Annotated in this window: 23 protein-coding genes; 13 read left to right on the top strand and 10 right to left on the bottom strand. The window is 62.0% G+C overall.

Annotated features, from left to right (window positions below; translation table 11 throughout):
* Positions 1 to 45 precede the first annotated feature (45 nt).
* From ACQKPZ_RS21785 to trpE, 5 genes are all read left to right on the top strand, one after another.
* Positions 46 to 1,293: an ABC transporter permease gene (locus ACQKPZ_RS21785; protein ID WP_286112131.1), complete on the top strand. Its 1,248-nt coding sequence runs from the start codon at positions 46 to 48 to the stop codon at positions 1,291 to 1,293.
* Positions 1,294 to 1,304: 11 nt separating this feature from the next.
* Positions 1,305 to 2,132, top strand: coding sequence for an ABC transporter permease (locus ACQKPZ_RS21780; RefSeq protein WP_391135818.1), 828 nt, complete (start codon positions 1,305 to 1,307; stop codon positions 2,130 to 2,132).
* A gap of 198 nt (positions 2,133 to 2,330) precedes the next feature.
* Positions 2,331 to 3,005 (top strand): ribulose-phosphate 3-epimerase, encoded by a 675-nt coding sequence (gene rpe, locus ACQKPZ_RS21775; protein ID WP_016484625.1) that lies wholly within the window; start codon positions 2,331 to 2,333, stop codon positions 3,003 to 3,005.
* Complete coding sequence (locus tag ACQKPZ_RS21770; RefSeq protein WP_391137807.1) at positions 3,002 to 3,820, top strand: phosphoglycolate phosphatase; 819 nt, start codon at positions 3,002 to 3,004, stop codon at positions 3,818 to 3,820. Before rpe ends, ACQKPZ_RS21770 begins: the two co-directional genes overlap by 4 nt.
* Positions 3,821 to 3,889: 69 nt before the next feature.
* Entirely contained in the window at positions 3,890 to 5,371 is a 1,482-nt protein-coding gene (gene trpE / locus ACQKPZ_RS21765) for an anthranilate synthase component I (RefSeq protein ID WP_427542062.1), read from the top strand.
* 139 nt (positions 5,372 to 5,510) lie between these two features.
* Here trpE and estP read toward each other — a convergent pair whose 3' ends face one another.
* On the bottom strand, positions 5,511 to 7,400 hold the full coding sequence (estP, locus tag ACQKPZ_RS21760) for an esterase EstP (RefSeq protein ID WP_427542059.1): 1,890 nt from the start codon (positions 7,398 to 7,400) through the stop codon (positions 5,511 to 5,513).
* 368 nt (positions 7,401 to 7,768) lie between these two features.
* Here estP and ACQKPZ_RS21755 point away from each other — a divergent pair, with 368 nt between their 5' ends.
* The 4 genes from ACQKPZ_RS21755 to ACQKPZ_RS21740 all read left to right on the top strand — a co-directional run bounded on the left by ACQKPZ_RS21755 (position 7,769) and on the right by ACQKPZ_RS21740 (position 11,123).
* On the top strand, positions 7,769 to 8,362 hold the full coding sequence (locus ACQKPZ_RS21755; protein ID WP_391137798.1) for an aminodeoxychorismate/anthranilate synthase component II: 594 nt from the start codon (positions 7,769 to 7,771) through the stop codon (positions 8,360 to 8,362).
* 9 nt (positions 8,363 to 8,371) lie between these two features.
* A complete protein-coding gene (gene trpD, locus ACQKPZ_RS21750) occupies positions 8,372 to 9,421 on the top strand; it encodes an anthranilate phosphoribosyltransferase (RefSeq protein ID WP_391137795.1) in 1,050 nt (349 codons plus the stop codon).
* Positions 9,418 to 10,251 carry an indole-3-glycerol phosphate synthase TrpC gene (gene trpC / locus ACQKPZ_RS21745; protein WP_427542056.1) on the top strand — a complete coding sequence of 278 codons (834 nt, stop codon included), beginning with the start codon at positions 9,418 to 9,420 and terminating at the stop codon, positions 10,249 to 10,251. Before trpD ends, trpC begins: the two co-directional genes overlap by 4 nt.
* 167 nt (positions 10,252 to 10,418) lie before the next feature.
* A complete protein-coding gene (locus tag ACQKPZ_RS21740) occupies positions 10,419 to 11,123 on the top strand; it encodes a lipoate--protein ligase family protein (RefSeq protein ID WP_427542053.1) in 705 nt (234 codons plus the stop codon).
* On the opposite strand, the gene crp is transcribed toward ACQKPZ_RS21740, so the two are convergent.
* On the bottom strand, positions 11,120 to 11,764 hold the full coding sequence (gene crp / locus ACQKPZ_RS21735; protein WP_427542050.1) for a cAMP-activated global transcriptional regulator CRP: 645 nt from the start codon (positions 11,762 to 11,764) through the stop codon (positions 11,120 to 11,122). The two genes, ACQKPZ_RS21740 and crp, sit on opposite strands and share 4 nt — an antisense overlap.
* 191 nt (positions 11,765 to 11,955) lie before the next feature.
* Here crp and ACQKPZ_RS21730 point away from each other — a divergent pair, with 191 nt between their 5' ends.
* On the top strand, positions 11,956 to 12,378 hold the full coding sequence (locus tag ACQKPZ_RS21730) for an OsmC family protein (RefSeq protein ID WP_004376171.1): 423 nt from the start codon (positions 11,956 to 11,958) through the stop codon (positions 12,376 to 12,378).
* Positions 12,379 to 12,500: 122 nt separating this feature from the next.
* On the opposite strand, the gene ACQKPZ_RS21725 is transcribed toward ACQKPZ_RS21730, so the two are convergent.
* The 6 genes from ACQKPZ_RS21725 to hemJ all read right to left on the bottom strand — a co-directional run bounded on the left by ACQKPZ_RS21725 (position 12,501) and on the right by hemJ (position 16,927).
* Positions 12,501 to 13,541, bottom strand: coding sequence for a DUF2157 domain-containing protein (locus tag ACQKPZ_RS21725; RefSeq protein WP_427542047.1), 1,041 nt, complete (start codon positions 13,539 to 13,541; stop codon positions 12,501 to 12,503).
* A 10-nt stretch (positions 13,542 to 13,551) separates the two neighbouring features.
* Positions 13,552 to 14,199 (bottom strand): 2-polyprenyl-3-methyl-6-methoxy-1,4-benzoquinone monooxygenase, encoded by a 648-nt coding sequence (gene coq7, locus ACQKPZ_RS21720; RefSeq protein ID WP_016484635.1) that lies wholly within the window; start codon positions 14,197 to 14,199, stop codon positions 13,552 to 13,554.
* Positions 14,200 to 14,264: 65 nt separating this feature from the next.
* Entirely contained in the window at positions 14,265 to 14,603 is a 339-nt protein-coding gene (locus ACQKPZ_RS21715) for a histidine triad nucleotide-binding protein (protein ID WP_003255518.1), read from the bottom strand.
* A 63-nt stretch (positions 14,604 to 14,666) separates the two neighbouring features.
* Positions 14,667 to 15,449 (bottom strand): SDR family NAD(P)-dependent oxidoreductase, encoded by a 783-nt coding sequence (locus ACQKPZ_RS21710; protein WP_427542044.1) that lies wholly within the window; start codon positions 15,447 to 15,449, stop codon positions 14,667 to 14,669.
* Between the two features lie 67 nt (positions 15,450 to 15,516).
* The gene (locus ACQKPZ_RS21705) at positions 15,517 to 16,473 is read right to left on the bottom strand and encodes an NAD(P)H-dependent flavin oxidoreductase (protein WP_427542041.1); all 957 of its coding nucleotides are present in this window, start codon (positions 16,471 to 16,473) and stop codon (positions 15,517 to 15,519) included.
* Positions 16,474 to 16,501: 28 nt separating this feature from the next.
* Entirely contained in the window at positions 16,502 to 16,927 is a 426-nt protein-coding gene (gene hemJ / locus ACQKPZ_RS21700) for a protoporphyrinogen oxidase HemJ (RefSeq protein WP_427542038.1), read from the bottom strand.
* A 142-nt stretch (positions 16,928 to 17,069) separates the two neighbouring features.
* Between hemJ and argC the strand changes: the two genes are divergently transcribed.
* Together argC and erpA are read left to right on the top strand one after the other, a co-directional pair.
* Positions 17,070 to 18,104, top strand: a complete 1,035-nt coding sequence (gene argC, locus ACQKPZ_RS21695) for an N-acetyl-gamma-glutamyl-phosphate reductase (protein WP_019472953.1) — start codon at positions 17,070 to 17,072, stop codon at positions 18,102 to 18,104.
* A gap of 146 nt (positions 18,105 to 18,250) precedes the next feature.
* Positions 18,251 to 18,601 (top strand): iron-sulfur cluster insertion protein ErpA, encoded by a 351-nt coding sequence (gene erpA, locus ACQKPZ_RS21690; protein WP_003255511.1) that lies wholly within the window; start codon positions 18,251 to 18,253, stop codon positions 18,599 to 18,601.
* A 59-nt stretch (positions 18,602 to 18,660) separates the two neighbouring features.
* Here erpA and ACQKPZ_RS21685 read toward each other — a convergent pair whose 3' ends face one another.
* On the bottom strand, positions 18,661 to 19,752 hold the full coding sequence (locus ACQKPZ_RS21685; RefSeq protein ID WP_427542035.1) for an anhydro-N-acetylmuramic acid kinase: 1,092 nt from the start codon (positions 19,750 to 19,752) through the stop codon (positions 18,661 to 18,663).
* A 4-nt stretch (positions 19,753 to 19,756) separates the two neighbouring features.
* Complete coding sequence (locus ACQKPZ_RS21680; protein ID WP_427542032.1) at positions 19,757 to 21,178, bottom strand: peptidoglycan DD-metalloendopeptidase family protein; 1,422 nt, start codon at positions 21,176 to 21,178, stop codon at positions 19,757 to 19,759.
* 213 nt (positions 21,179 to 21,391) lie between these two features.
* On the opposite strand from ACQKPZ_RS21680, the gene tyrS reads away from it, so the two are divergent.
* Entirely contained in the window at positions 21,392 to 22,591 is a 1,200-nt protein-coding gene (gene tyrS / locus ACQKPZ_RS21675) for a tyrosine--tRNA ligase (protein WP_427542029.1), read from the top strand.
* Positions 22,592 to 23,011: the final 420 nt, after the last annotated feature.

The following is a 23,011-nucleotide window of genomic DNA, read 5'->3' as shown; positions in this document are numbered from 1 at the left end:
GGCTGCGCAGCAGCCCCAATTTCAGTTCGTATCGCGGAGTTCGCCATGGCCATTGCAGTGCCCCTCAATGAAGGCGCAGGTCCAAGTCTAAAGCAGCGCCTGAAGCACGCCGAGCGGGTCAACCGCTGGAAGGCGCAGGCGTTGATCGCGCCGCTGGCGCTGTTTCTTCTGTTGGTGTTCCTGGTGCCGATCGCAGCGCTGCTGTACAAGAGCGTCGGCAACCCGGAAGTGGTCGGTGGCCTGCCGCGCACGGTCGAAGTCATCAGCCAGTGGGATGGCAAGAGCCTGCCCGGTGAGGACGTGTACAAGGCACTGAGCCAGGACCTGGCCGAGTCGCGCAAGAACCAGACCCTTGGCGACCTTTCCAAGCGCTTGAACATGGAACTGGCCGGCTACCGCAGTTTGTTGACCAAGACAGCCCGGGCGCTGCCATTCAAGGCTGAGCCTGCCTCTTATAAAGACGCGTTGCAGGCCGTCGACGAGCGTTGGGGCGATCCGGCCTACTGGCAGGCAATACGCCGCAATACCAGTTCGGTGACGTCGTTCTACCTGCTGGCCTCTGTCGACCACCGCATCGACGACCTTGGCGAACTGGCCAAGGCCACCCCGGACCAGGCCATTTACCTGGACATTTTTGCCCGTACCCTGTGGATGGGTGTAGTGATCACCGCCATCTGCCTGGTGCTGGCCTACCCGTTGGCCTACTTGCTGGCCAACCTGCCGACCCGGCAGAGCAACCTGCTGATGATTCTGGTACTGCTGCCGTTCTGGACCTCAATCCTGGTGCGGGTGGCGGCGTGGATCGTGCTGCTGCAATCGGGTGGCCTGATTAACAGTGCACTGATGGCCATGGGCATCATCGACCAGCCGCTGGAACTGGTGTTCAACCGCACTGGCGTGTACATCTCCATGGTGCATATCCTGCTGCCGTTCATGATCCTGCCGCTTTACAGCGTGATGAAGGGCATTTCGCCTACCTACATGCGTGCGGCGATCTCGCTGGGCTGCCACCCGTTCGCCAGCTTCTGGCGGGTGTACTTCCCGCAGACTTACGCGGGTGTGGGTGCCGGCTGCCTGCTGGTGTTCATCCTGGCCATTGGTTACTACATCACCCCGGCGTTGCTGGGTAGCCCGAACGACCAGATGGTCAGCTACTTCGTTGCCTTCTACACCAACACCAGCATCAACTGGGGCATGGCCACTGCGCTGGGCGGGCTGTTGCTGCTGGCGACCGTGCTGTTGTACCTGATCTATAGCTGGCTGGTCGGCGCCAGCCGCCTGCGCCTGAGCTGAGGAGGCTTGTCATGTTGAGCCCTTATATGTCGCCCGTGGAGCGGGTCTGGTTCTACAGCCTGCGCATTCTTTGCGGCTTGATCCTGCTGTTCCTGATCTTGCCGGTACTGGTGATCGTGCCGCTGTCGTTCAACAGTGGCAGCTTCCTGGTGTACCCGCTGCAGGGCTTCTCGCTGCAGTGGTACCAGGACTTCTTCGGCTCGGCCGAGTGGATGCGGGCACTGAAGAACAGCATCATTGTCGCCCCGGCGGCCACGGTACTGGCCATGGTGTTTGGCACCCTGGCTGCTATCGGCCTGACCCGTGGTGATTTCCCCGGCAAGTCGCTGGTGATGGCGCTGGTGATTTCGCCGATGGTGGTGCCGGTGGTGATCATCGGGGTGGCCAGCTACCTGTTCTTTGCCCCGCTGGGGATGGGCAACAGCTTCACGTCGTTGATCCTGGTGCATGCAGTGCTGGGTGTGCCGTTTGTCATCATTACCGTGTCGGCGACCTTGCAGGGCTTCAACTACAACCTGGTGCGTGCGGCGGCCAGCCTGGGCGCTTCGCCACTGTTGACCTTCCGTCGGGTGACCCTGCCGCTGATCGCGCCTGGGGTTATCTCGGGGGCGCTGTTTGCCTTTGCCACGTCGTTTGACGAGGTAGTGGTAACGCTGTTCCTGGCCGGGCCCGAGCAGGCGACGCTGCCGCGGCAGATGTTCAGTGGTATTCGCGAAAACCTGAGCCCGACCATTGCGGCGGCGGCGACCTTGCTGATTGCCTTCTCGGTGATATTGCTGCTGACCCTGGAGTGGTTGCGTGGGCGTAGCGAGAAGATGAGGACCCAGCAGCCGGCCTGACTGTCGGAAGGGCTTTGCCCTTTGATCGCGACACAAGGCCGCTCCTGCAGGTGACCGTGATTCCTTGTAGGAGCGGCCTTGTGTCGCGATCGGGGTGCAAAGCACCCCATGTGTCGGACACCCTTTGATACCAATCAGCCCTCATCCCTTTCCCTGAGTTACAATGCGCGCCACCGTGATTCTGCCAACAGGTGCGCCATGCAGCCCTACGCTATTGCCCCCTCCATTCTCTCTGCCGATTTCGCCCGTCTGGGCGAAGATGTCGACAAGGTACTGGCTGCGGGTGCCGACATCGTCCACTTCGATGTCATGGACAACCACTACGTTCCCAACCTGACCATCGGCCCGATGGTGTGCACTGCCCTGCGCAAGTACGGCGTGACTGCGCCGATCGACGTGCACCTGATGGTCAGCCCGGTCGACCGCATCATCGGTGACTTCATCGAGGCCGGCGCCACCTACATCACCTTCCACCCGGAAGCCACCCAGCACATCGACCGCTCGCTGCAATTGATCAAGGACGGTGGCTGCAAGGCCGGGCTGGTGTTCAACCCGGCCACCAGCCTGGACGCCCTGAAGTATGTGATGGACAAGATCGACATGGTGCTGCTGATGAGCGTCAACCCGGGCTTCGGCGGCCAGAAGTTCATCCCCGGCACCCTCGACAAGCTGCGCGAAGCGCGTGCGTTGATCGACGCCAGTGGCCGTGATATCCGCCTGGAAATCGACGGCGGCGTCAACGTCAACAACATCCGCGAGATCGCTGCCGCTGGCGCCGACACCTTCGTGGCCGGCTCGGCGATCTTCAACGCCCCGGACTATCAGGAAGTCATCGCCAAGATGCGCGCCGAACTGGCCCAGGCCCGCCCATGAGCGGCTTCGAGCAGCTGTTCCCGGGGACGCTGCCCAGGCTGGTGATGTTCGATCTGGACGGTACCCTGATCGATTCCGTGCCAGACCTGGCAGCCGCCGTGGACCGCATGCTGCTCGAACTGGGGCGCCCGCCTGCGGGCCTGGACGCCGTGCGCCACTGGGTCGGCAATGGCGCCCAGGTGCTGGTGCGCCGGGCGCTGGCGGGTGGCATCGACCACGCCGCCGTGGACGATGCGCTGGCCGACCAGGCGCTGGCGCTGTTCATGGACGCCTATGCCGAAAGCCATGAGCTGACGGTGGTCTACCCCGGTGTGCGGGACACCCTGCGCTGGCTGCGCAAGCAGGGCGTGGAAATGGCGCTGATCACCAACAAGCCCGAGCGCTTTGTCGGCCCCTTGCTGGACCAGATGAAGATCGGCAACTACTTCCGCTGGATCATCGGCGGCGACACCTTGCCGCAGAAAAAGCCGGACCCGGCGGCCTTGCTGTTCGTCATGCAGATGGCTGGCGTTACACCCCAACAGTCGCTGTTCGTGGGCGATTCGCGCAGTGATGTGCTTGCGTCCAGGGCGGCTGGCGTTCAGTGCGTGGGGCTGACCTACGGCTACAACCATGGCCGGCCGATTCATGACGAATCGCCGAGCCTTGTGATTGATGACCTGCGTGCACTGCTGCCCGGTTGCGAAGACCCGGCCACTGGGATAACGTTGGCGGAACTTCAAGCCTCACACGACAGAGAGTCCACCGTGGCGGTTACTGGCAAATTCTGGATGAAAGTCATCAAGGCCCTGGCCCGTTGGCGTTGGCGCGCCTGACTTCTGCCTGCCGGCGCGTGCCGGCCCATCCGTTTGCCCGACTTATTGCTGCTTGCCACGAGGCTACTCATGAACCGCGAAGAATTCCTGCGCCTGGCCGCTGCCGGCTATAACCGTATTCCCCTGGCCTGCGAAACCCTGGCCGACTTCGACACGCCGCTGTCGATCTACCTGAAACTGGCCGACCAGCCCAACTCGTACCTGCTCGAATCGGTACAGGGCGGTGAGAAGTGGGGCCGTTACTCCATGATCGGCCTGCCGTCACGCACCGTGATGCGCGTGCACGGCTACCACGTCAGCATCCTGCAGGATGGCGTCGAGGTGGAAAGCCACGATGTCGAAGACCCGCTGGCATTTGTCGAGGCCTTCAAGGACCGCTACAAGGTTGCCGATATTCCCGGCCTGCCGCGCTTCAATGGTGGCCTGGTCGGCTACTTCGGCTACGACTGCGTGCGTTATGTGGAAAAGCGCCTGGGTGCCAGCCCCAACCCGGACCCGTTGGGTGTGCCGGATATCCTGCTGATGGTGTCTGATGCGGTAGTGGTGTTCGACAACCTGGCGGGCAAGATGCACGCGATCGTACTGGTCGACCCGGCTGAACAGCAGGCGTTCGAGCAGGGCCAGGCACGCCTGCAAGGCCTGCTGGAAACCTTGCGTCAGCCGATTACCCCGCGCCGCGGCCTGGACCTGAGCGGCCCGCAGGCTGCGGAGCCGGAATTCCGCTCCAGCTACACCCGTGAGGATTACGAAAACGCCGTCGGCCGCATCAAGGAATACATCCTGGCCGGTGACTGCATGCAGGTGGTGCCGTCGCAGCGCATGTCGATCGACTTCAAGGCCGCGCCCATCGACCTGTACCGTGCGCTGCGCTGCTTCAACCCGACGCCGTACATGTACTTCTTCAACTTCGGCGACTTCCACGTGGTCGGCAGCTCGCCCGAGGTGCTGGTGCGTGTCGAGGACAACCTGGTTACCGTACGCCCGATTGCCGGTACCCGCCCGCGTGGCGCGACCGAAGAGGCCGACCGGGCGCTGGAAGATGACCTGCTGTCGGACGACAAGGAAATTGCCGAGCACCTGATGCTGATCGACCTGGGCCGTAACGACGTGGGCCGCGTGTCGTCGACTGGCAGCGTGCGCCTGACCGAGAAGATGGTGATCGAGCGTTATTCCAACGTGATGCACATTGTGTCCAACGTCACCGGCCAGCTGCGTGAAGGGCTGACGGCAATGGATGCACTGCGGGCGATTTTGCCGGCCGGTACCCTGTCGGGGGCGCCGAAGATTCGTGCGATGGAGATCATAGACGAGCTGGAGCCGGTCAAGCGTGGGGTTTACGGTGGTGCCGTGGGGTATTTCGCCTGGAACGGCAACATGGATACCGCGATTGCCATCCGTACGGCAGTGATCAAGGACGGCGAGCTGCATGTGCAGGCGGGGGGCGGCATCGTTGCCGACTCGGTGCCGGCGCTGGAGTGGGAAGAAACCATCAACAAGCGCCGCGCTATGTTCCGTGCGGTTGCGTTGGCTGAGCAGACTTCCGCCAAATAATTCACCGGCCTTTGGGGCTGCTTTGCAGCCCATCGCGACACAAGGCCGCTCCTACAATGGATCGCATTTCCACGGCCTTCGCGTTCCCCTGTAGGAGCGGCCTTGTGTCGCGAAAGGACCGCACAGCGGCCCCGGCAATCTAGAAGTCGATGCTTACCCCCAAGCTAACCCCCTGCTGCGTCAACTCATCACTCTTGCGCCAGTTGTAGTTCCCGCGCAAATGCACCCCCGCCACCACTTCATGACTCACCCCCAGGCTCGCCCTGGTCAGGTCGCTGTGCGGCGTATAACCGGTCAAAGTGAAGTCATTGGCCGGCAAGCTGGTCAGGTGCATCGTCACATCCTGCTGGTCATCCTCGAACTCATGCTCCTGCGCCACCTCGGCAAACAGCCGGGTACTCGGCAGCACCTGCACACTGCCCTGCAACCCCAGGCCCAAACGGCGTGACTTACGCTCCTGGTCGTCGAAGCCCAGTGCCGTCGAACGCCCGCTCTTCTCATCGTAACCATCCACCTTCACTCGCGCGTAATCAGCGCTGATGAACGGCGCCAGCTGCCAGCGGCTGCTTTCGGCTGCCAGGTTGTAGCCCAGCCGCCCGGACATCGCCCAGGCCTCACCGTCGGTGTCGCCCTTTTCACTGCGCTCGTTCACGCCAAGGGCAAAGGTGCGCTTGAGGTCGCTGTAGTCCAGGTGCCCGGCGGTCAGCGCGGCATCAGCCCACCAGCGGTCCTGGCGGTATTGGGCGAAGGCGCTGGCCAGGTAGCTATTCAGTTTGTAGTCCGAATCATTGGCGCCTGCCTCCAGTTTTTGCCGGTACACACCGCCGGCCAGGCCCAGTCGCCAGGCGTCGTTCAACCGGTAGCTGCCGCCCAGGGTCAGGTTATAGCCACGGCCATCACCGCTTGCCGCACTGCGTTGGCCGTCGAAGTCCAGGTCTTGTGCGCCGGTGGCGACAAAGGCCTGCCACTGGCCAACGGGCTGCCAGGGCGCCTGCCACTGGTTGCGCAATTCGTCCTGGTGGGCACGCAGGCTGGCGTGAGCCATTTCTGGCAGTAAGCTCAGCTCCCATGGAGCGGAGATGATCGAGTAGGCGTAGTCGGCGATCAGCTGTTGCCCGGCGATGGTCGGGTGTACCGAATCATTGAACAGGAGCTTGGTTGGGTCGGGTGTGGTGCCATTGATGCCGTACACCGGGTTTTCCACGCAACTGTCGCCGCTGTAACAGGTGCCGACCAGGTTCTGGCCGCTGGCCAGGCCAAACTGTGTCGGGTTTGCCAGGGCCTCGCCGAGCAGCACCGGAATATTCAGCGGGATGATTTCAGCATCGATCTGGTTGAGCTGGCTGATCAGCGATTGGTTGAACACGCTGGACAGCTGCGACAGCGGGTTTTGCCCTGGGGTACCGCTGAAGTTGGGTGTCTGGCCCAGGTCAGGCAGCAGCCAGACCATGATGTAGCGGGCCCCGCCTTGTTGCAGCGCCTGTGCGCTGGCCGCTAGCCTGCCACCGGCTGCTGCCGCGTCGACAGGGCTGTTCACCAGGCCTTGGAGGAAATCGTTACCGCCTCCAGTCAGGTAGTAGAGCGCATTGGGGTCGGCCCATTGGCCATTGGCCAGATACCCCGGCCGTTCGCGCAGTACCTGGCCGGCGCCCTGATTACCGGGTGGTATGACGGTCTTGGAGATGTTGGTGATCGAATCCAGAATCTGCTGCGTGGTATAGCCGCCCACTGCCCAGTTGTTGCCGTCGGGGCGGATGCCTACTGAAGTTGATGGGTTGAGGTCGTCCGGGTCAACACCCAGGCGGCTGCCAAGGATCATCGGCGACACTGGCGCATAGTTGCCGTCGGCATCACGGTTGGTGGAGCGCAACCCGGCTGTACCGCCGGTCAGGTCTGGAAACTGCCCGGCATCACTCAGGCTGTCGCCAAAGACAATCAATGTCGAGTAAGGCGACGGTGCAGCGAATGCCTGGCTGCAGGCCAGGGCTAATGAGGCGAGGGTAAAGCGCAATAACGGGGCTTTTTGCATCCTGGAACATCCTTTTCTTTGTTTTTATGAGGACAACCCGATCGACCTTAGCAAATCGCGGGGCATGCCTCCCAAGTCCATTCGTTTCCCCGTGTTTACAGGCATATTGCGCCCGCCGCCCCGGTAGGCTACTGTGCCGGGACGTATGAGCGAGACCTATCCTGTGTTGATCGTCAGCAAACTCTTGATGCGCGTTATCAAGGCTCACGCCCGTTGGCGTTGGCGCGCCTGACTTTATCCCCTGCCGGCCCGTCCGGCCCGCCCCCGTTTACCTTCTTCATTTACAGCCCTTTGTGGCGAAGCCGTGCCTGTACCGGCTGCAAGAAGGTTCGAATTCTGAAGTCAGTAAATTCAAGAGGTTTAACACCATGTTACTGATGATCGACAATTACGACTCATTCACTTACAACGTCGTTCAGTACCTTGGCGAGCTGGGAGCCGAGGTCAAGGTCATTCGCAATGACGAAATGACCATCGCCCAGATCGAAGCCCTGAACCCCGAGCGTATCGTCGTATCCCCGGGCCCGTGCACGCCGAGCGAGGCTGGCGTGTCCATCGAGGCCATCCTGCACTTTGCCGGCAAGCTGCCAATCCTGGGCGTGTGCCTGGGTCACCAGTCCATCGGCCAGGCCTTTGGCGGTGACGTGGTGCGTGCCCGCCAGGTGATGCATGGCAAGACCAGCCCGGTACACCATCGCGACCTGGGCGTGTTCACCGGCCTCAACAATCCGCTGACCGTCACCCGCTATCATTCATTGGTGGTCAAGCGCGAAACCTTGCCCGAGTGCCTGGAAGTAACCGCCTGGACCGCCCATGCTGACGGTTCGGTCGACGAGATCATGGGCCTGCGCCATAAAACGCTGAACATCGAAGGGGTGCAGTTCCACCCCGAGTCGATCCTGACCGAGCAGGGCCACGAGCTGTTCGCCAACTTCCTCAAGCAGACCGGCGGCCGCCGCTAAGGATCGAACATGGATATCAAGAGCGCGTTGAGCCGTATCGTCGGCCATCTGGACCTTTCTACCGAAGAAATGCGCGATGTCATGCGCCAGATCATGACCGGCCAGTGCAGCGAGGCGCAGATCGGCGCCTTTCTGATGGGCATGCGCATGAAAAGCGAAAGCATCGACGAAATTGTCGGTGCGGTTTCCGTGATGCGTGAGCTGGCGGACAAGGTTGAACTTGCAAGCCTCGATGGTGTGGTCGACATCGTCGGCACTGGCGGCGATGGCGCCAATATTTTCAACGTGTCCACCGCGTCTTCATTCGTTCTGGCAGCAGCGGGTTGCACCGTGGCCAAGCATGGCAACCGCGCAGTGTCGGGCAAGAGCGGCAGTGCCGACTTGCTGGAAGCTGCCGGCATCTACCTGAACCTGACACCAACTCAGGTGGCCCGCTGTATTGACAGCCTGGGCATCGGCTTCATGTTCGCGCAAAGCCATCATTCCGCCATGAAGCATGCCGCCGGCCCGCGTCGTGACCTGGGGTTGCGTACCCTGTTCAACATGCTCGGCCCGCTTACGAATCCGGCTGGAGTGAAGCACCAGGTTGTCGGCGTGTTCGCTCAGGCCCTGTGCCGCCCGTTGGCCGAGGTGTTGCAACGCCTGGGTAGCAAGCATGTGCTGGTGGTGCACTCGAAGGATGGCCTGGATGAGTTCAGCCTGGCAGCACCCACCTTCGTTGCCGAACTGAAGAACGACAAAATCACTGAATACTGGGTAGAGCCGGAAGACCTCGGGATGAAGAGCCAGAGCCTGCATGGCCTGGCCGTCGAGAACCCGCAAGCATCGCTGGAGCTGATACGGGATGCGCTGGGCCGCCGCAAGACCGAGAACGGCCAGAAAGCCGCTGAAATGATCGTGCTTAACGCGGGCGCGGCGCTCTATGCTGCCGATCATGCCATGACCCTGGCTCAGGGCGTGGAACTGGCCCACGACGTACTGCACACCGGCCTGGCCTGGGAGAAGCTGCAGGAACTGGGTGCCTTTACAGCAGTATTCAAGGTGGAGAACGAAGCATGAGTGTGCCGACGGTGCTGGAAAGGATCATTGCCCGCAAGTTCCAGGAAGTGGCCGAGCGCAGCGCGCGCGTGAGCCTTGCCGAACTGGAAAGCCTGGCCAAGGCCGCCGATGCCCCACGTGGCTTCGCCAACGCGCTGATCGAGCAGGCCAAGCGCAAGCAGCCAGCGGTAATTGCCGAAATCAAGAAGGCCTCGCCGAGCAAGGGCGTGATCCGTGAACACTTCGAGCCGGCGGAAATTGCTGTCAGCTACGAAAAGGGCGGCGCTACCTGCCTGTCGGTGCTGACCGATGTCGATTACTTCCAGGGTGCCGATGAATACTTGCAGCAGGCCCGCGCGGCGGTGTCGCTGCCGGTGATCCGCAAGGACTTCATGGTCGACCCCTACCAGATCGTCGAAGCCCGGGCTTTGGGTGCGGACTGCGTGCTGTTGATCGTGTCGGCGCTGGATGACGTGAAGATGGCCGAACTGGCCGCCACGGCCAAGGATGTCGGCCTGGATGTGCTGGTAGAAGTGCACGATGGCGATGAGCTGGAGCGCGCTCTGAAAACCCTGGATACGCCGTTGGTGGGGGTGAACAACCGTAACCTCCATACCTTTGAGGTCAGCCTGGAAACCACCCTTGACCTGCTGCCACGCATTCCGCGTGACCGTCTGGCGATTACCGAGAGCGGTATTCTCAACCGGGCCGATGTGGAGCTGATGGCGATCAACGAGGTTTACTCGTTCCTGGTGGGCGAGGCGTTCATGCGTGCCGAGCAGCCGGGGCTGGAGTTGCAGCGGTTGTTCTTCCCCGAGCAGGTGAAGAAGACTGTTCAGCAACTGGACTGATCAAATGAAGCCGGCGTTCTTGCCGGCTTTTTTGTATGCCTGCCATGGCCCTTTCGCGGGCTCGCCCGCTCCCACAGGATGGTCACCGCCTTGTGGACCTGTGATGCACCTGTGGGAGCGGGCGTGCCCGCGAATAGGCCCTTGAAAATAACATCAAAGGTGGATCAATGACCGATCAACCCCTGGCCCTGACCGTCGAGCAGGGCTTGCACGCCGAGCAGGAATTGCTCGCCGCCGTGTGCCGCGGCGAACGCGAAAGTGGCGTGCTGTTCTGGCGCCCCACCGACCATGCGCTGGTCATGCCCCGACGCATGAGCCGCCTGGATAACTTCGAAGCCGCCTGCTCGGAGCTGGCCATTAGCGGCTGGCCAGTGCTGCTGCGCGAAACCGGCGGTGAGCCGGTACCTCAATCACATGCCACCGTGAACGTTGCACTGGTCTACGCCGCGCCACGCAGCGAAGGCGATCACGGCCGTATTGAAAACGCCTACGAACGCCTGTGCCTACCCCTGTGCGATGTGCTGCGCGAGTGGGGTGGGGTAGCGTCGGTGGGGGAAATCGATGGGGCGTTCTGCGATGGCCGCTACAACGTCAACCTCAATGGCCGCAAGCTGGTAGGCACAGCCCAGCGCTGGCGCCAGGGCCTGGGCGGCAAGCGCCCTGTTGTGCTGGTACACGGAGCGTTGTTGCTGGACAACGAGCGTGAGTCGATGGTGGCGGCGGTCAACCGCTTCAATGAGTGCTGCGAGCTGGAGCAACGCTGCCGCGCCGACGCGCACATCGCTTTGCACGAAGTGGCGCCCGAGGCGCCCTGGTTCGAGCGCCTGTCGCAGGTCTACGCCAAGGTGCTGGCAGACCTGCCCAAGGACTAGCGGGTACCGTACACCACCATGGTCTTGCCCTTGACCTGTACCAGGCTGCGTTCTTCAAGGTCTTTGAGGACGCGGCCGACCATCTCCCGGGAACACCCGACGATACGGCCGATTTCCTGGCGGGTGATCTTGATCTGCATGCCGTCGGGATGGGTCATGGCGTCGGGCTGCTTGCACAGTTCCAGCAGGCAACGGGCAACCCGCCCGGTGACGTCGAAAAAGGCCAGGTCTCCGACCTTGCGGGTGGTGTTGCGCAGGCGCTGGGCCATCTGGCTGCCCAGGGCGTAGAGGATTTCCGGGTCCTGGCGGGCCAGTTCACGAAATTTCTCGTAGCTGATTTCGGCCACTTCGCACTCGGTCTTGGCTCGCACCCAGGCACTGCGTTGCTGTTCGCCGTCAACCGGTTCGAACAGCCCCAGCTCGCCAAAGAAGTCGCCATTGTTGAGGTAGGCGATGATCATTTCGTGGCCCTCGTCATCCTCGATGAGGATGGTTACCGAACCTTTGATGATGAACGACAGTGTTTCGGCCCGGTCGCCGGCGCAGATGATGTTGCTTTTGGCGGTGTAGCGGCGGCGCTGGCAATGTACCAGCAACTTGTCGATGTTCTTGATCTTGGCAGGTAGGGCGGAGGCAACCATCACGAAATCCTGTTCGATACGACGCATAGGCTTTTTATAGAGGCTGGCCGGCGCCAGGCGCCAGTCATTTGGCGCCAGCTTATCAGACACTACTGGATGTTTCGGCACTAAACCGACACGTCTCGCGCTTTTCCCACAGCCGCACAAGGTCTAAGCTGACACCCTTTTCCGAAAATCAGGAGTGCGGGTAGATGAAGGCACGTATCCAGTGGGCCGGTGAGGCCATGTTCCTCGGCGAATCGGGGAGCGGCCACGTCGTCGTTATGGACGGCCCGCCCGAGGCCGGCGGCCGCAACCTGGGTGTTCGCCCGATGGAAATGTTGCTGTTGGGCCTGGGTGGCTGCAGCAGCTTTGATGTGGTGAGCATCCTGAAGAAGTCGCGCCAGGCTGTGGAGAGCTGCGAGGCGTTTCTGGAAGCCGAACGTGCCAGTGAAGACCCGAAGGTGTTTACCAAGATTCACATGAACTTCGTGGTGAAAGGGCGTGGGTTGAAAGAAGCCCAGGTCAAGCGGGCGGTGGAGCTGTCGGCAGAGAAGTACTGCTCGGCTTCGATCATGCTGGAGCGTGCCGGGGTTGAGATTACCCATGGGTATGAAATTGTAGAGCTGGGTTAAGGCAACGATTTTTGGGGCTGCTTCGCAGCCCATCGCGACACAAGGCCGCTCCTACAGGGGGCGCTTACCTCCTGTAGGAGCGGCCTTGTGTCGCGATGGGGCGCGGAGCGGCCCCGGCAATATCAGCTGCGAAGCGCCGGCAGTGCCGCTCGCACCCATTCCGGCAAGCAACCCCGCATCACCTCGCTCAACCGCTCCCGCCGCTTCTGGTAAACCAGCCCCAGCCAGATAACCCCAAGCCCGATCAAGGTCACCACCACCGGGAACAGCAACGAATCGGCAAACACGTCGTACGAAAGATACCCAAGGTAAGCCGCCACCCCCAACGCACCAAACACCATGAACACCGGCCGGCGCAGAAGCACCGCCATACCCATCAGCGCAATGTTGATCAGGCAGTACAGGGCCTTGCCCAGTTCGCTGCCACTGTCCACCAGCGTCAAACCGCCCCAGAATGCCGCAAGCCCGGCCAGGTAGCCCCAGCGGGCGTAGTCCTCACGCGTGCGACCGTCTATCACCAGGAACACCACCAGCAGGCCCAACCCGAACCACAGCGAAACCACGCGCCTCTGCTCCCAGCTGAACGGCGAGCCGAACACCCATTCGCTCAGGTCCATCGACATGAACCACAGGGCCACGGCTATCGGCATGACGACGAACGGGTAGGGGATCAGCCGCAGCATCAGTAAACCGGCCAGCACCGTGGCGGCTTCCATGGCCAGCCAGCCGCCCTGCACATAGGTGTAGTACTGGTGATAGTCGGCCTGCGCGTCGTCCAGCGGCCACCAGCCGGCCAAACGTTCGATGGCGAACACGGCCAACGGCACAATGCTGACCGCCACCGCCGCCAACACCCCGGCAGCAACAGGCTGGCCACGGCGCTGCAGGTTGAGGGCGAACAAGGTGATCAGCAGGATATAGAGGCTGGCGATGATTAGCAGCGCGCCGTCACCAATGCTCATCCACGCTTCGGTGAGCAACCAGCCCATGGCCGCCATGATCAGCATGGCGCCAAAATAGAAAGCGACATGGGCCAGTTGGAAGCTGCCACGTGCAGCCGGTTGCTGGCGCAGGAATGCCAGCAGGCTTTGGTCCTGGCCCGGCTGGAGAATACCGGCCTGCACGGCGCGCGCCAGGTCCTTGGCGTCGAAACGGTCCGTCATGGTGATGCCTTCAGATGCGGTAAGTGCTCTTGGTCATGACCTTGGCCAGCAAGCTCATGCCAAAGCGGACCGGCGCCGGGAAACGATAACCGCCGGCTTCCAGTGCGGACTCGGCGTGCTGCTCTTCGTCGATGCGCATTTGCTCGAGAATGGCGCGGGACTTTTCGTCTTCGTGCGGGATCTGCTCCAGATGCTCGTCAAGGTGCTTGCACACCTGGTGCTCGGTGGCGGCGACGAAGCCCAGGCTGACCTTGTCGCTGACCAGCCCGGCAAGTGCGCCGATGCCGAATGACATGCCGTAGAACAGGGGGTTGAGCACGCTCGGGTGGCTGTTCAGCTGGCGGATGCGTTGCTCGCACCAGGCCAGGTGGTCCACTTCCTCCTCGGCAGCATGCTCCATGGCCTTGCGCACTTCTGGCAGCTTGGCGGTCAGGGCCTGGCCCTGGTACAGCGCCTGGGCGCACACTTCACCGGTGTGGTTGATGCGCATCAGCCCGGCGATGTGGCGGGTCTGCTGCTCGTCGAGGTCGACGTCCGGCTGGACGATGGCCGGCGATGGCCGGGCAGGTTGGCCGCTGAAGGGCAGCAAGGTGCGCATGGCGGTATCGGCCTGCAGCAACAAGCGGTCGAGCGGCGAGTAGTGACGTTCGGTAGCCATCGGGCACCTCCGCAAGAATGTGCCCGACAGTTTACCGCAATAGCGGCGGGGTCGCTTGCCGTGGATCAGCCCGGTGGCCAGTTCATCTGGCGCTGGCCAAGCACGTGCATATGGATGTGGTAGACGGTCTGGCCGCCTTTCGGGTTGCAGTTCATGACCACGCGGAAACCTTCCTCGCAGCCTTGCTCGACTGCCAGGCGCTGGGCGGTGAACAGAATGTGGCCAGCCAGCGCCTTGTCTTCTTCGGTCAGGTCATTGAGCGTACGGATGTGTTTTTTCGGGATGACCAGAAAATGTACCGGTGCCGCGGGTGCAATGTCCTTGAAGGCCAGGATCTGGTCGTCTTCGTAGATGATATCCGCCGGGATTTCCCGGTTGATGATTTTGAGGAATAGATCGTCCACAGCACTTGCTCCATGGTGAGGGTCGGGCCGAGTGTACTCAGCCAGGCGCCGCTCGCCCAGTGGCTATTCCATGCCGGCCGGGCAATAGCGCCGGTGGAGGGCCCCGGCCAGTTTGCACACCAGCCAGCGCGGCAGCAGGCGCGGCGCAAACGCCAGCCAGCGGTTGCGCCGGCCAGGCAGGATCAGTGCGCGGTTCTTGTCCAGGGCGCGTACGGTATACAGTGCCACTTCCTCGGGGCTGAGGCAGCGGGACTTGCCATCGAGTCGCGCGATACGCCGGCGCGAGGAGCGCACCGGGCCGGGGCACAGCACCGAAACCTTGATGCCGGCACGCTTGAGCTCTTCGCGCAGGGCCTGGGAAAAACTCAGTACGTACGCCTTGCTGGCAGCATAGGCTGCCATCCAGGGGCCAGGTGCGACCCCGGCCAGGCCTGCGACATTGAGGATCTGCCCACCCCCCTGCACGGCCATCAGGTTGCCGATGGCGTGGCACAGGCGGCTCAGGGCCAATACGTTGACCTCCAGCAGGTCCTGCTCGTCGGCCCACTCATGGGCCAGGAACGGCCCGTAGGTACGCAAGCCGGCACAGTTCACCAGCAGGTCGATACGCCGTTCGCCTTCTTCCAGCTCCAGCACGAAGCCAGACAGGCGTAGCGGCTGGCTGAGGTCGCAGGCGCGGAACAGCACCTCGACACCAAAGCGCTGGGTCAGTTCGATGGCAACCGGTTCCAGCGTTTCGCGCTGGCGTGCCACCAGGATCAGGTTGCGCCCGCGCCGTGCCAGGGCTTCCGCCAGGGCCAGGCCCAGGCCGCTGGAAGCACCAGTAATCATGGCGTAACGGGTCATGCAAGGCTCCTGGGGGCGGAAGAGGGCGCCTAGTGTACAGCTTGGCCGGGCAAGGTGTTGCCTTTTGCTACAAGGTGCGGGCGTGCAGGGCCTGGCAGCGCTCCAGGGCCTCCCGGTACTCTTTGTGCAGCCGCTCGATCAATACACTGGCGCTGGGCATGTCATGGATTTCGCCGACGCCCTGGCCTGCCGACCATACGGTCTTCCAGGCTTTGGCTTCTTCGTCGATCGGCTTGAGTTTGCCTGGTTCGTGGCCGCCCTTCAGGGCGTTCATGTCGTAGCCGGCCTGTTCCAGGCTCGGGCGCAGGAAGCTGGCGGGGATGCCGGACACTGCCGGGGTGTGGATGATATCGGCAGCATGGGCATCGAGCAGCATCTGCTTGTAGGCATCCTGGGCCTGGCTTTCTGCGGTGGCAATGAAGCGTGTGCCCATGTATGCCAGGTCCGCTCCTAGCAGTTGCGCCGCCAGGATCTCGTGGCCGTGGTTGAGGCAGCCGGCCAGCAGCAGGGTTTTATCGAAGAATTGGCGTATCTCTGCGGCCAGGGCGAACGGGCTCCAGGTACCCGCATGGCCTCCCGCGCCAGCGGCGACGGCAATCAGCCCGTCGACACCCGCTTCGGCGGCCTTCTCGGCATGCCGGCGTGTAGTGACATCGTGAAACACCAGTCCACCGTAACTGTGCACGGCATCGACCACTTCCTTCACTGCGCCCAGGCTGGTGATCACGATCGGCACGCGGTGTTCCACGCACAACGCCAGGTCGGCCTGCAGGCGTGGGTTGGTCGGGTGCACGATCAGATTGACCGCATAGGGCGCGGGCGCCTGCAATTGTGCAAGACCCGCCTCGATCTCTTCCAGCCAGGCCTTGAAGCCGGCACTGTCGCGCTGGTTCAGGGCCGGGAAACTGCCCACTACGCCGCTGGCGCAACAGGCCAGCACCAGTTGCGGGTTGGAAATCAGGAACATCGGTGCGGCAACCACGGGCAGACGCAGGCGTTGTTCGAGCGAGGCGGGTAGCGACATGGCAAGGCTCCTTGAACGGGTGGCTATGTCAGAACGGTTTGACCACCACCAGAATTACGATACCCAACAGCAACAGCACGGGCACTTCGTTGAACCATCGATAGTAGACGTGGCTGCGGGTGTTGGTGCCGCTGGCGAAGCGTTTGCGCTGGGCGCCGCACACGTGATGGTAGCCGGTCAGCAGGATGACAAGTGTCAGCTTGGCATGCAGCCAGCCCTGGCTCAGCCAGCCGGGGGTGAGGTAGAGCATCCACGCACCGAACACATAAGTGGCGATCATCGCCGGGTTCATGATGCCGCGGTACAGCTTGCGCTCCATGGTCACGAAGCGGTCCTGGCTGATGCTGTCCTGGCTCTGGGCGTGGTAGACGAACAGCCGGGGCAGGTAGAAAAGGCCAGCGAACCAGCAGACCACGCTGACGATATGCAGCGCTTTGATCCATAAGTAAAGCATTGAGGGAGTTCCTTCAGGTATTCACGGTCGTCAGATAGTAGTGGCCAAGCGGCCGAAGGGTCACCCGAAGAGTTGTTACAGGCGCCTTGCGCCCCTATTATCGTGCGCTTTCCAGACGGCTCGTTGATAAGGGGCAAGCGTTATGATCAAGGTCGGTATCGTCGGCGGCACGGGTTACACCGGCGTCGAACTGTTGCGTCTGCTGGCACAGCATCCACAGGCCGAAGTGGCGGTCATCACTTCGCGCTCCGAGGCGGGCGTGGCGGTGGCGGACATGTACCCGAACCTGCGCGGCCACTATGACGGGCTGGCGTTCAGCGTGCCGGACAGCAAGGCCCTGGCTGCCTGCGATGTGGTGTTCTTTGCCACCCCGCACGGTGTTGCCCATGCCCTGGCCGGCGAGTTGCTGGCGGCTGGCACCAAGGTGATCGACCTGTCGGCCGACTTCCGCCTGCAGGATGCCACCGAGTGGGGCAAGTGGTACGGCCAGCCGCACGGTGCGCCAGAGCTGCTCAAGGATGCGGTATATGGCCTGCCTGAGGTCAACCGCGAGAAAATCCGCCAGGCGCGCCTGATTGCTGTGCCGGGTTGCTACCCGACCGCAACCCAGTTGGGCTTCTTGCCGCTGCTGGAAGCAGGCCTGGCCGACCCGTCGCGTTTGATCGCCGACTGCAAGTCGGGTGTCAGCGGCGCTGGCCGTGGTGCGGCAGTGGGGTCGCTGTTCTGCGAGGCCGGTGAAAGCATGAAGGCCTATGCGGTCAAGGGGCATCGTCACCTGCCTGAAATCAGCCAAGGCCTGCGCCTGGCGGCTGGCAAGGACATCGGCCTGACCTTCGTACCGCACCTGACGCCGATGATCCGTGGTATCCATGCCACCTTGTACGCGAATGTGGTCGACACCTCGGTTGACCTGCAGGCGCTGTTCGAGAAGCGTTACGCCGATGAGCCGTTCGTCGACGTGATGCCAGCGGGCAGCCACCCTGAAACCCGTAGCGTGCGCGGCGCCAACGTCTGCCGCATTGCGGTTCATCGCCCGCAGGGTGGTGACCTGGTGGTGGTGCTGTCGGTGATCGACAACCTGGTCAAGGGTGCGTCGGGCCAGGCGGTACAGAACCTGAACATCCTGTTCGGCCTGGACGAGCGCATGGGGCTGTCCCACGCGGGCCTGCTGCCGTAATCATGAGGTGCAGAAAAGGGCCCGCCTTGTGCGGGCCTTTTTGTTTGTCACGACTAAAGCCGCACAATTCTTGACCAATTTTCTCGGAGAAGCGGATAATGCGCGTCATCGAGTTTTAAGGCGGCTACCGCGCCGGGAGAATCAACATGAGCGTCGAAACCTTCACCCCTACCGGCCTGGAATTCACCCATGGGGCAGCCCAGAAAGTGAAAAACCTGGTCAACGAGGAAGGCAATGAACGTCTGAAACTGCGGGTGTTCGTGACCGGTGGTGGTTGCTCGGGCTTCCAGTACGGCTTCACTTTCGATGAGGATGTGGCCGAAGACGACACCATCGTCGAGCGTGAAGGCGTATCGCTGGTGGTCGATCCCATGAGCTTCCAGTACCTGGCCGGTGCTGAAGTGGACTACCAGGAAGGCCTGGAAGGCTCGCGTTTCGTGATCAAGAACCCGAATGCCGCCACTACCTGCGGTTGCGGGTCTTCGTTCTCGATCTGAAGCCTGGCCATACGAAAACGCCGCGCAATTGCGCGGCGTTTTGCTTTCTGGCGTAGCGGTTACGCCGGGTAGATCGCGCCCAGTACGCGCAGGCCTTTGGCGGCCGTGACGCTGGGCCGGTTGGCGGCGATGCCCTCGAGGCAACAGTGGGCCAGCCAGGCAAACGCCATGGCCTCTACCCAATCCGGGTCAACGCCATGGGCGCCAGTGCTGGTGACGCGCGCTTCGGGCAACAACTGGCCGAGACGGGTCATCAGTGCACCATTGCGTGCGCCGCCACCACATACCAACAGTGCTTGCGTGCCTTGTTGGGCATTGACCAGCGAATCGATGATGCTGCGTGCGGTCAGTTCCAAAAGTGTCGCCTGTACATCCTCGTCGCGGTAGGCAGGCAGGCGGGCCAGGTGGCCATCCAGCCAAGGCAGGTTGAACACCTCGCGGCCTGTGCTCTTGGGGCCGCTGCCGGCGAAGAACGGGTCGGCCAGCAATGCGCTGAGCAAGCCGGGCTGCACCACGCCAGACGCGGCCCAGACGCCGTCGGCATCATAGGCCTGGCCGCGCTTGCGCTCGATCCAGGCGTCCAGCAACACGTTACCGGGGCCGCAGTCGAAACCGTGCACCGGCTTGCCTTGCTCGATCAGGCTGAGGTTGCTGAAACCGCCTACGTTCAAGACTGCCAGGCGCTGGCCGAGGTGGCCGAACAGGGTTTCGTGGAAGGCCGGCACCAGTGGCGCGCCTTGGCCGCCGGCAGCCACATCACGCCGCCGGAAGTCGGCAACCACGCTGATGCCGGTAAGCTCGGCGAGCAGCGCCGGGTTACCGATCTGCACGGTAAAGCCGCGAGCCGGTTCATGGCGGATGGTCTGGCCGTGGCTACCGATGGCGCGGATGGCATTGGCCTGCAGACCCTGACGGGCCAGCAGTTGGCGGATGCCTTCGCCTGCCAGGCTGGCCCAGCGGTTTTCCGCCAGCGCCGCACGTGCGACCTCGTCGGGGCCGCTGCTGCACAGGGCGAGCAGATCCTGACGCAGGTCACCTGGCATTGGCAGGTAATGGGTGGCGAGCAGTTCAAGCTGCTCGCCTTGTTCGATCAACGCAATGTCCAGGCCATCGAGGCTGGTGCCGGACATTACTCCCAGGTAAAGCGCCATGGGCTTAGCGCTTGTTCGCTGCGAGCAGGGTGGCCTTTTCCTGATCCATGCGGGCGATCAGGGGCTGGCTCTGCTGCAGGAAGCGCTGGCGCTCGTTCTTGGCGATCGGGTCGGCCATCGGAACCTTCTGGCTCAGTGGGTCGACATGCACGCCATTGACCTGGAACTCGTAATGCAGGTGAGGCCCGGTGGACAGGCCCGTGGTGCCGATGTAGCCAATGATCTGGCCCTGCTTCACGGTGCCGCCAGTCTTGATGCCCTTGGCAAAGCCCTGCATGTGGCCGTACAGCGTCTTGTAACGGTTGCCATGCTGGATGATCACGGTATTGCCATAGCCGCCACGGCGCCCGGCCAGTTCGATGCGGCCGTCACCTGCAGCCTTGATTGGCGTACCGCGAGGGGCGGCATAGTCAACGCCCTTGTGGGCGCGGATCTTGTTCAGGATCGGGTGCTTGCGGCCTGCGGAGAAGCGCGAGCTGATGCGGGCGAAATCTACAGGGGTGCGGATAAAGGCCTTGCGCAGGCTGTTGCCATCGGCGGTGTAGTAGGTGGTATTGCCCTGTTTGTTGGTGTAGCGCACGGCGGTGTAGGTCTTGCCGCGGTTGGTGAAGCGGGCAGACAGGATGTTGCCGGTGCCGACCACCTTGCCGTCCATCACCTTCTGCTCGTAGACCACATCAAATTCATCGCCTGGGCGAATATCCTGGGCGAAGTCGATGTCGTAGCCCAGCACACGTGCCATGTCCATGGTCATGCTGTGGGACAGGCCGGCGCGCTGGGCCGAGGCCGACAGCGAGCTTTTGATCACGCCGTGTGCATAGGCGGTGCGTACCACCGGCTTGCTGATCTCACGGTTGAAGGTGTAGCCCTTGGCAGACTTGGTCAGGCGAATGGTTTCCAGGTTGCTGACCTTGCTGTGCAGGCTGGCCAGTTGGCCGTCTTTGTCGAGTTCGAACTGCAGTACCTGGCCGTGCTTGAGCTGGCTGAACTGCTTGGCCTGCTTGTTACTTGCCAGCAGGTCATGCACTGCATTGGCCGGCAGGCCAACTTTGGCAAACAGGGTGGACAGTGTATCGCCACGGGCCACGGTAACTTCGCGGTGGCCAGGCTCCTTGGCAGCCTCGGCGACGGGTTCGACCGCAGGGGCTTGCTGTTCGGCTTTCTGGGTCTCGGGTGCTGCCTCTTCGATCTGGGCGAACGGCGAGCCTTGCTCGCCCTCGGCCTGCACCAGGGGGGCAGCGCGGGATTCGTCTTTCAGCTGCTCGGCAGGGCTCTCCAGCTCAAGGTTGAGGGTGGTTTTCTTGGCTTCCACTTCGCTGGACGGAAACACCAGCAGAGCAAGGCTGAGCAGGGCGGCTATGCCGCTGGCGGCCAACAGATGGCTTTTCGGATAAAGCGGGGGCGCTTTAGGCGGTTCGTTGGTCATGGGCAAGGTGACTTTGAAAAAAGTGAAATGGAAAAGATGAATGACATGATGAAGATGAAATAACTGTATAAAATATAACCAAATCCATTTTCACGCAAGGGCGCGTAGACGCCGCAAGCCTGTGTCCGGGTCACATTCCTTTGCGAAACTTGTATTTGACGGCCGATCTTGTATGGTTGGCTCCCCCTGAATCTGAGCCTTGCGGGTTTGTCTATGAAGTCGGTTGAAGAGCAGCTGGCGCTTATAAAGCGCGGCGCGGAAGAAGTACTGGTCGAGTCGGAACTGGTGGAGAAGCTCAAGCGCGGCCAGCCTCTGCGCATCAAGGCCGGCTTCGACCCGACTGCACCTGACCTGCACCTTGGCCACACGGTGCTGATCAACAAGCTGCGCCAGTTCCAGGAGTTGGGCCACCAAGTCATCTTCCTGATCGGTGACTTCACCGGCATGATCGGTGACCCAAGTGGCAAGAGCGCCACGCGCCCACCGCTGACCCGTGAGCAGGTGCTGGACAACGCCGAGACCTACAAGCAGCAGGTGTTCAAGATTCTCGATCCGGCCAAGACCGAGGTTGCGTTCAACTCCACCTGGATGGACAAGCTGACCCCGGCCGACTTCATTCGCCTGGCGTCGCAGTACACCGTGGCGCGCATGCTTGAGCGCGACGACTTCGACAAGCGTTACACCACCAACCAGCCGATCGCCATTCACGAGTTCCTCTACCCGCTGGTCCAGGGTTATGACTCGGTAGCGCTGAAGGCGGACGTCGAGTTGGGTGGTACCGACCAGAAGTTCAACCTGCTGATGGGGCGCGAACTGCAGCGCGCCTACGGCCAGGAAGCGCAGAACATCGTGACCATGCCGTTGCTCGAAGGGCTTGATGGCGTGAAGAAGATGTCCAAGTCGCTGGGCAACTATGTGGGCATCCAGGAGGCGCCCGGGGTGATGTACAGCAAGCTGGTGTCGATCCCGGATACCTTGATGTGGCGTTACTTCGAGCTGCTGAGCTTCCGTTCGATGGAAGAGATCGAGCAGTTCCGTGCCGATGTCGCCAATGGTGCCAACCCTCGTGACATCAAGATCAAGCTGGCGGAAGAGATTGTTGCGCGCTTCCACGGTGAAGAGGCTGCGGCCAACGCTCACCGTGCTGCGGGTAACCGTATGAAGGAAGGCGAACTGCCGGAGGACCTGCCGGAGATCCAAGTGGCTGCGGCGGAAGACCTGCCGATTGCTGCCGTGCTCAACCGGGCTGGCCTGGTGAAGAACTCGGCGCAAGCGCGGGACCTGCTGGGTGCAGGTGCGGTGAAGGTTGATGGTGCAGTGGTCGACAAGGACTTCATGTTTGCGCTCGGTGCTACCCATGTATGCCGGGCGGGCAAGAAGTCGTTTGGCCGGGTGACACTCAAGGCCGAGTGAGCGCCTGGTGGCGTAGCTATATAGAAGAGGGGAGGCCGAAAGGCCTCCCTTCTTTGTTTTTCAGCGATATTAAAGTTTCTTGAAATTAAGGGTTGACGCCCTCTCGAATCCCCTTATAATGCGCCCCACTTCCAGCGACAACGGAACGACAAACTCCTTGAGATTCAATGAGTTAGCCGATTCGAAAGGTGCTGAAAGGGCTACGATCGAATGATCGCAAGCGGTTAAGATGGTGGTTGACAGTGCTTTTAAACGCTGTATGATTCGCCTCCCGCTACGAGAGATCGCAGCGAGCCAAGTGTTTGAAGCTAAACGAGTTTCTCGCAAAAAACTTCAAAATAAACGCTTGACAGGCTCTGAGGAAAGCGTAGAATGCGCGCCTCGGTTGAGACGAAAAGCTCTTAACCAAACGCTCTTTAA

Source organism: Pseudomonas sp. NPDC089547 (assembly GCF_050280665.1).
Classification (GTDB): Bacteria; Pseudomonadota; Gammaproteobacteria; order Pseudomonadales; family Pseudomonadaceae; genus Aquipseudomonas.
Note: the sequence above shows the minus strand (reverse complement) of the source record. Positions and strands in the feature narration are given on the sequence as shown.

What these genes read in the sequence shown, in the direction of transcription:
- trpD (WP_391137795.1), top strand. Translation starts at nt 8,372, where the DNA reads ATGGATATCAAGAGCGCGTTGAGCCGTATCGTCGGCCATCTGGACCTT.
- ACQKPZ_RS21705 (WP_427542041.1), bottom strand. Translation starts at nt 16,473, where the DNA reads ATGTCGCTACCCGCCTCGCTCGAACAACGCCTGCGTCTGCCCGTGGTT.
- ACQKPZ_RS21710 (WP_427542044.1), bottom strand. Translation starts at nt 15,449, where the DNA reads ATGACCCGTTACGCCATGATTACTGGTGCTTCCAGCGGCCTGGGCCTG.
- coq7 (WP_016484635.1), bottom strand. Translation starts at nt 14,199, where the DNA reads ATGGCTACCGAACGTCACTACTCGCCGCTCGACCGCTTGTTGCTGCAG.
- crp (WP_427542050.1), bottom strand. Translation starts at nt 11,764, where the DNA reads ATGGTTGCCTCCGCCCTACCTGCCAAGATCAAGAACATCGACAAGTTG.
- trpC (WP_427542056.1), top strand. Translation starts at nt 9,418, where the DNA reads ATGAGTGTGCCGACGGTGCTGGAAAGGATCATTGCCCGCAAGTTCCAG.
- ACQKPZ_RS21685 (WP_427542035.1), bottom strand. Translation starts at nt 19,752, where the DNA reads ATGGCGCTTTACCTGGGAGTAATGTCCGGCACCAGCCTCGATGGCCTG.
- rpe (WP_016484625.1), top strand. Translation starts at nt 2,331, where the DNA reads ATGCAGCCCTACGCTATTGCCCCCTCCATTCTCTCTGCCGATTTCGCC.
- ACQKPZ_RS21740 (WP_427542053.1), top strand. Translation starts at nt 10,419, where the DNA reads ATGACCGATCAACCCCTGGCCCTGACCGTCGAGCAGGGCTTGCACGCC.
- erpA (WP_003255511.1), top strand. Translation starts at nt 18,251, where the DNA reads ATGAGCGTCGAAACCTTCACCCCTACCGGCCTGGAATTCACCCATGGG.
- ACQKPZ_RS21725 (WP_427542047.1), bottom strand. Translation starts at nt 13,541, where the DNA reads ATGACGGACCGTTTCGACGCCAAGGACCTGGCGCGCGCCGTGCAGGCC.
- ACQKPZ_RS21785 (WP_286112131.1), top strand. Translation starts at nt 46, where the DNA reads ATGGCCATTGCAGTGCCCCTCAATGAAGGCGCAGGTCCAAGTCTAAAG.
- trpE (WP_427542062.1), top strand. Translation starts at nt 3,890, where the DNA reads ATGAACCGCGAAGAATTCCTGCGCCTGGCCGCTGCCGGCTATAACCGT.
- tyrS (WP_427542029.1), top strand. Translation starts at nt 21,392, where the DNA reads ATGAAGTCGGTTGAAGAGCAGCTGGCGCTTATAAAGCGCGGCGCGGAA.
- argC (WP_019472953.1), top strand. Translation starts at nt 17,070, where the DNA reads ATGATCAAGGTCGGTATCGTCGGCGGCACGGGTTACACCGGCGTCGAA.
- estP (WP_427542059.1), bottom strand. Translation starts at nt 7,400, where the DNA reads ATGCAAAAAGCCCCGTTATTGCGCTTTACCCTCGCCTCATTAGCCCTG.
- hemJ (WP_427542038.1), bottom strand. Translation starts at nt 16,927, where the DNA reads ATGCTTTACTTATGGATCAAAGCGCTGCATATCGTCAGCGTGGTCTGC.
- ACQKPZ_RS21680 (WP_427542032.1), bottom strand. Translation starts at nt 21,178, where the DNA reads ATGACCAACGAACCGCCTAAAGCGCCCCCGCTTTATCCGAAAAGCCAT.
- ACQKPZ_RS21755 (WP_391137798.1), top strand. Translation starts at nt 7,769, where the DNA reads ATGTTACTGATGATCGACAATTACGACTCATTCACTTACAACGTCGTT.
- ACQKPZ_RS21770 (WP_391137807.1), top strand. Translation starts at nt 3,002, where the DNA reads ATGAGCGGCTTCGAGCAGCTGTTCCCGGGGACGCTGCCCAGGCTGGTG.
- ACQKPZ_RS21780 (WP_391135818.1), top strand. Translation starts at nt 1,305, where the DNA reads ATGTTGAGCCCTTATATGTCGCCCGTGGAGCGGGTCTGGTTCTACAGC.
- ACQKPZ_RS21730 (WP_004376171.1), top strand. Translation starts at nt 11,956, where the DNA reads ATGAAGGCACGTATCCAGTGGGCCGGTGAGGCCATGTTCCTCGGCGAA.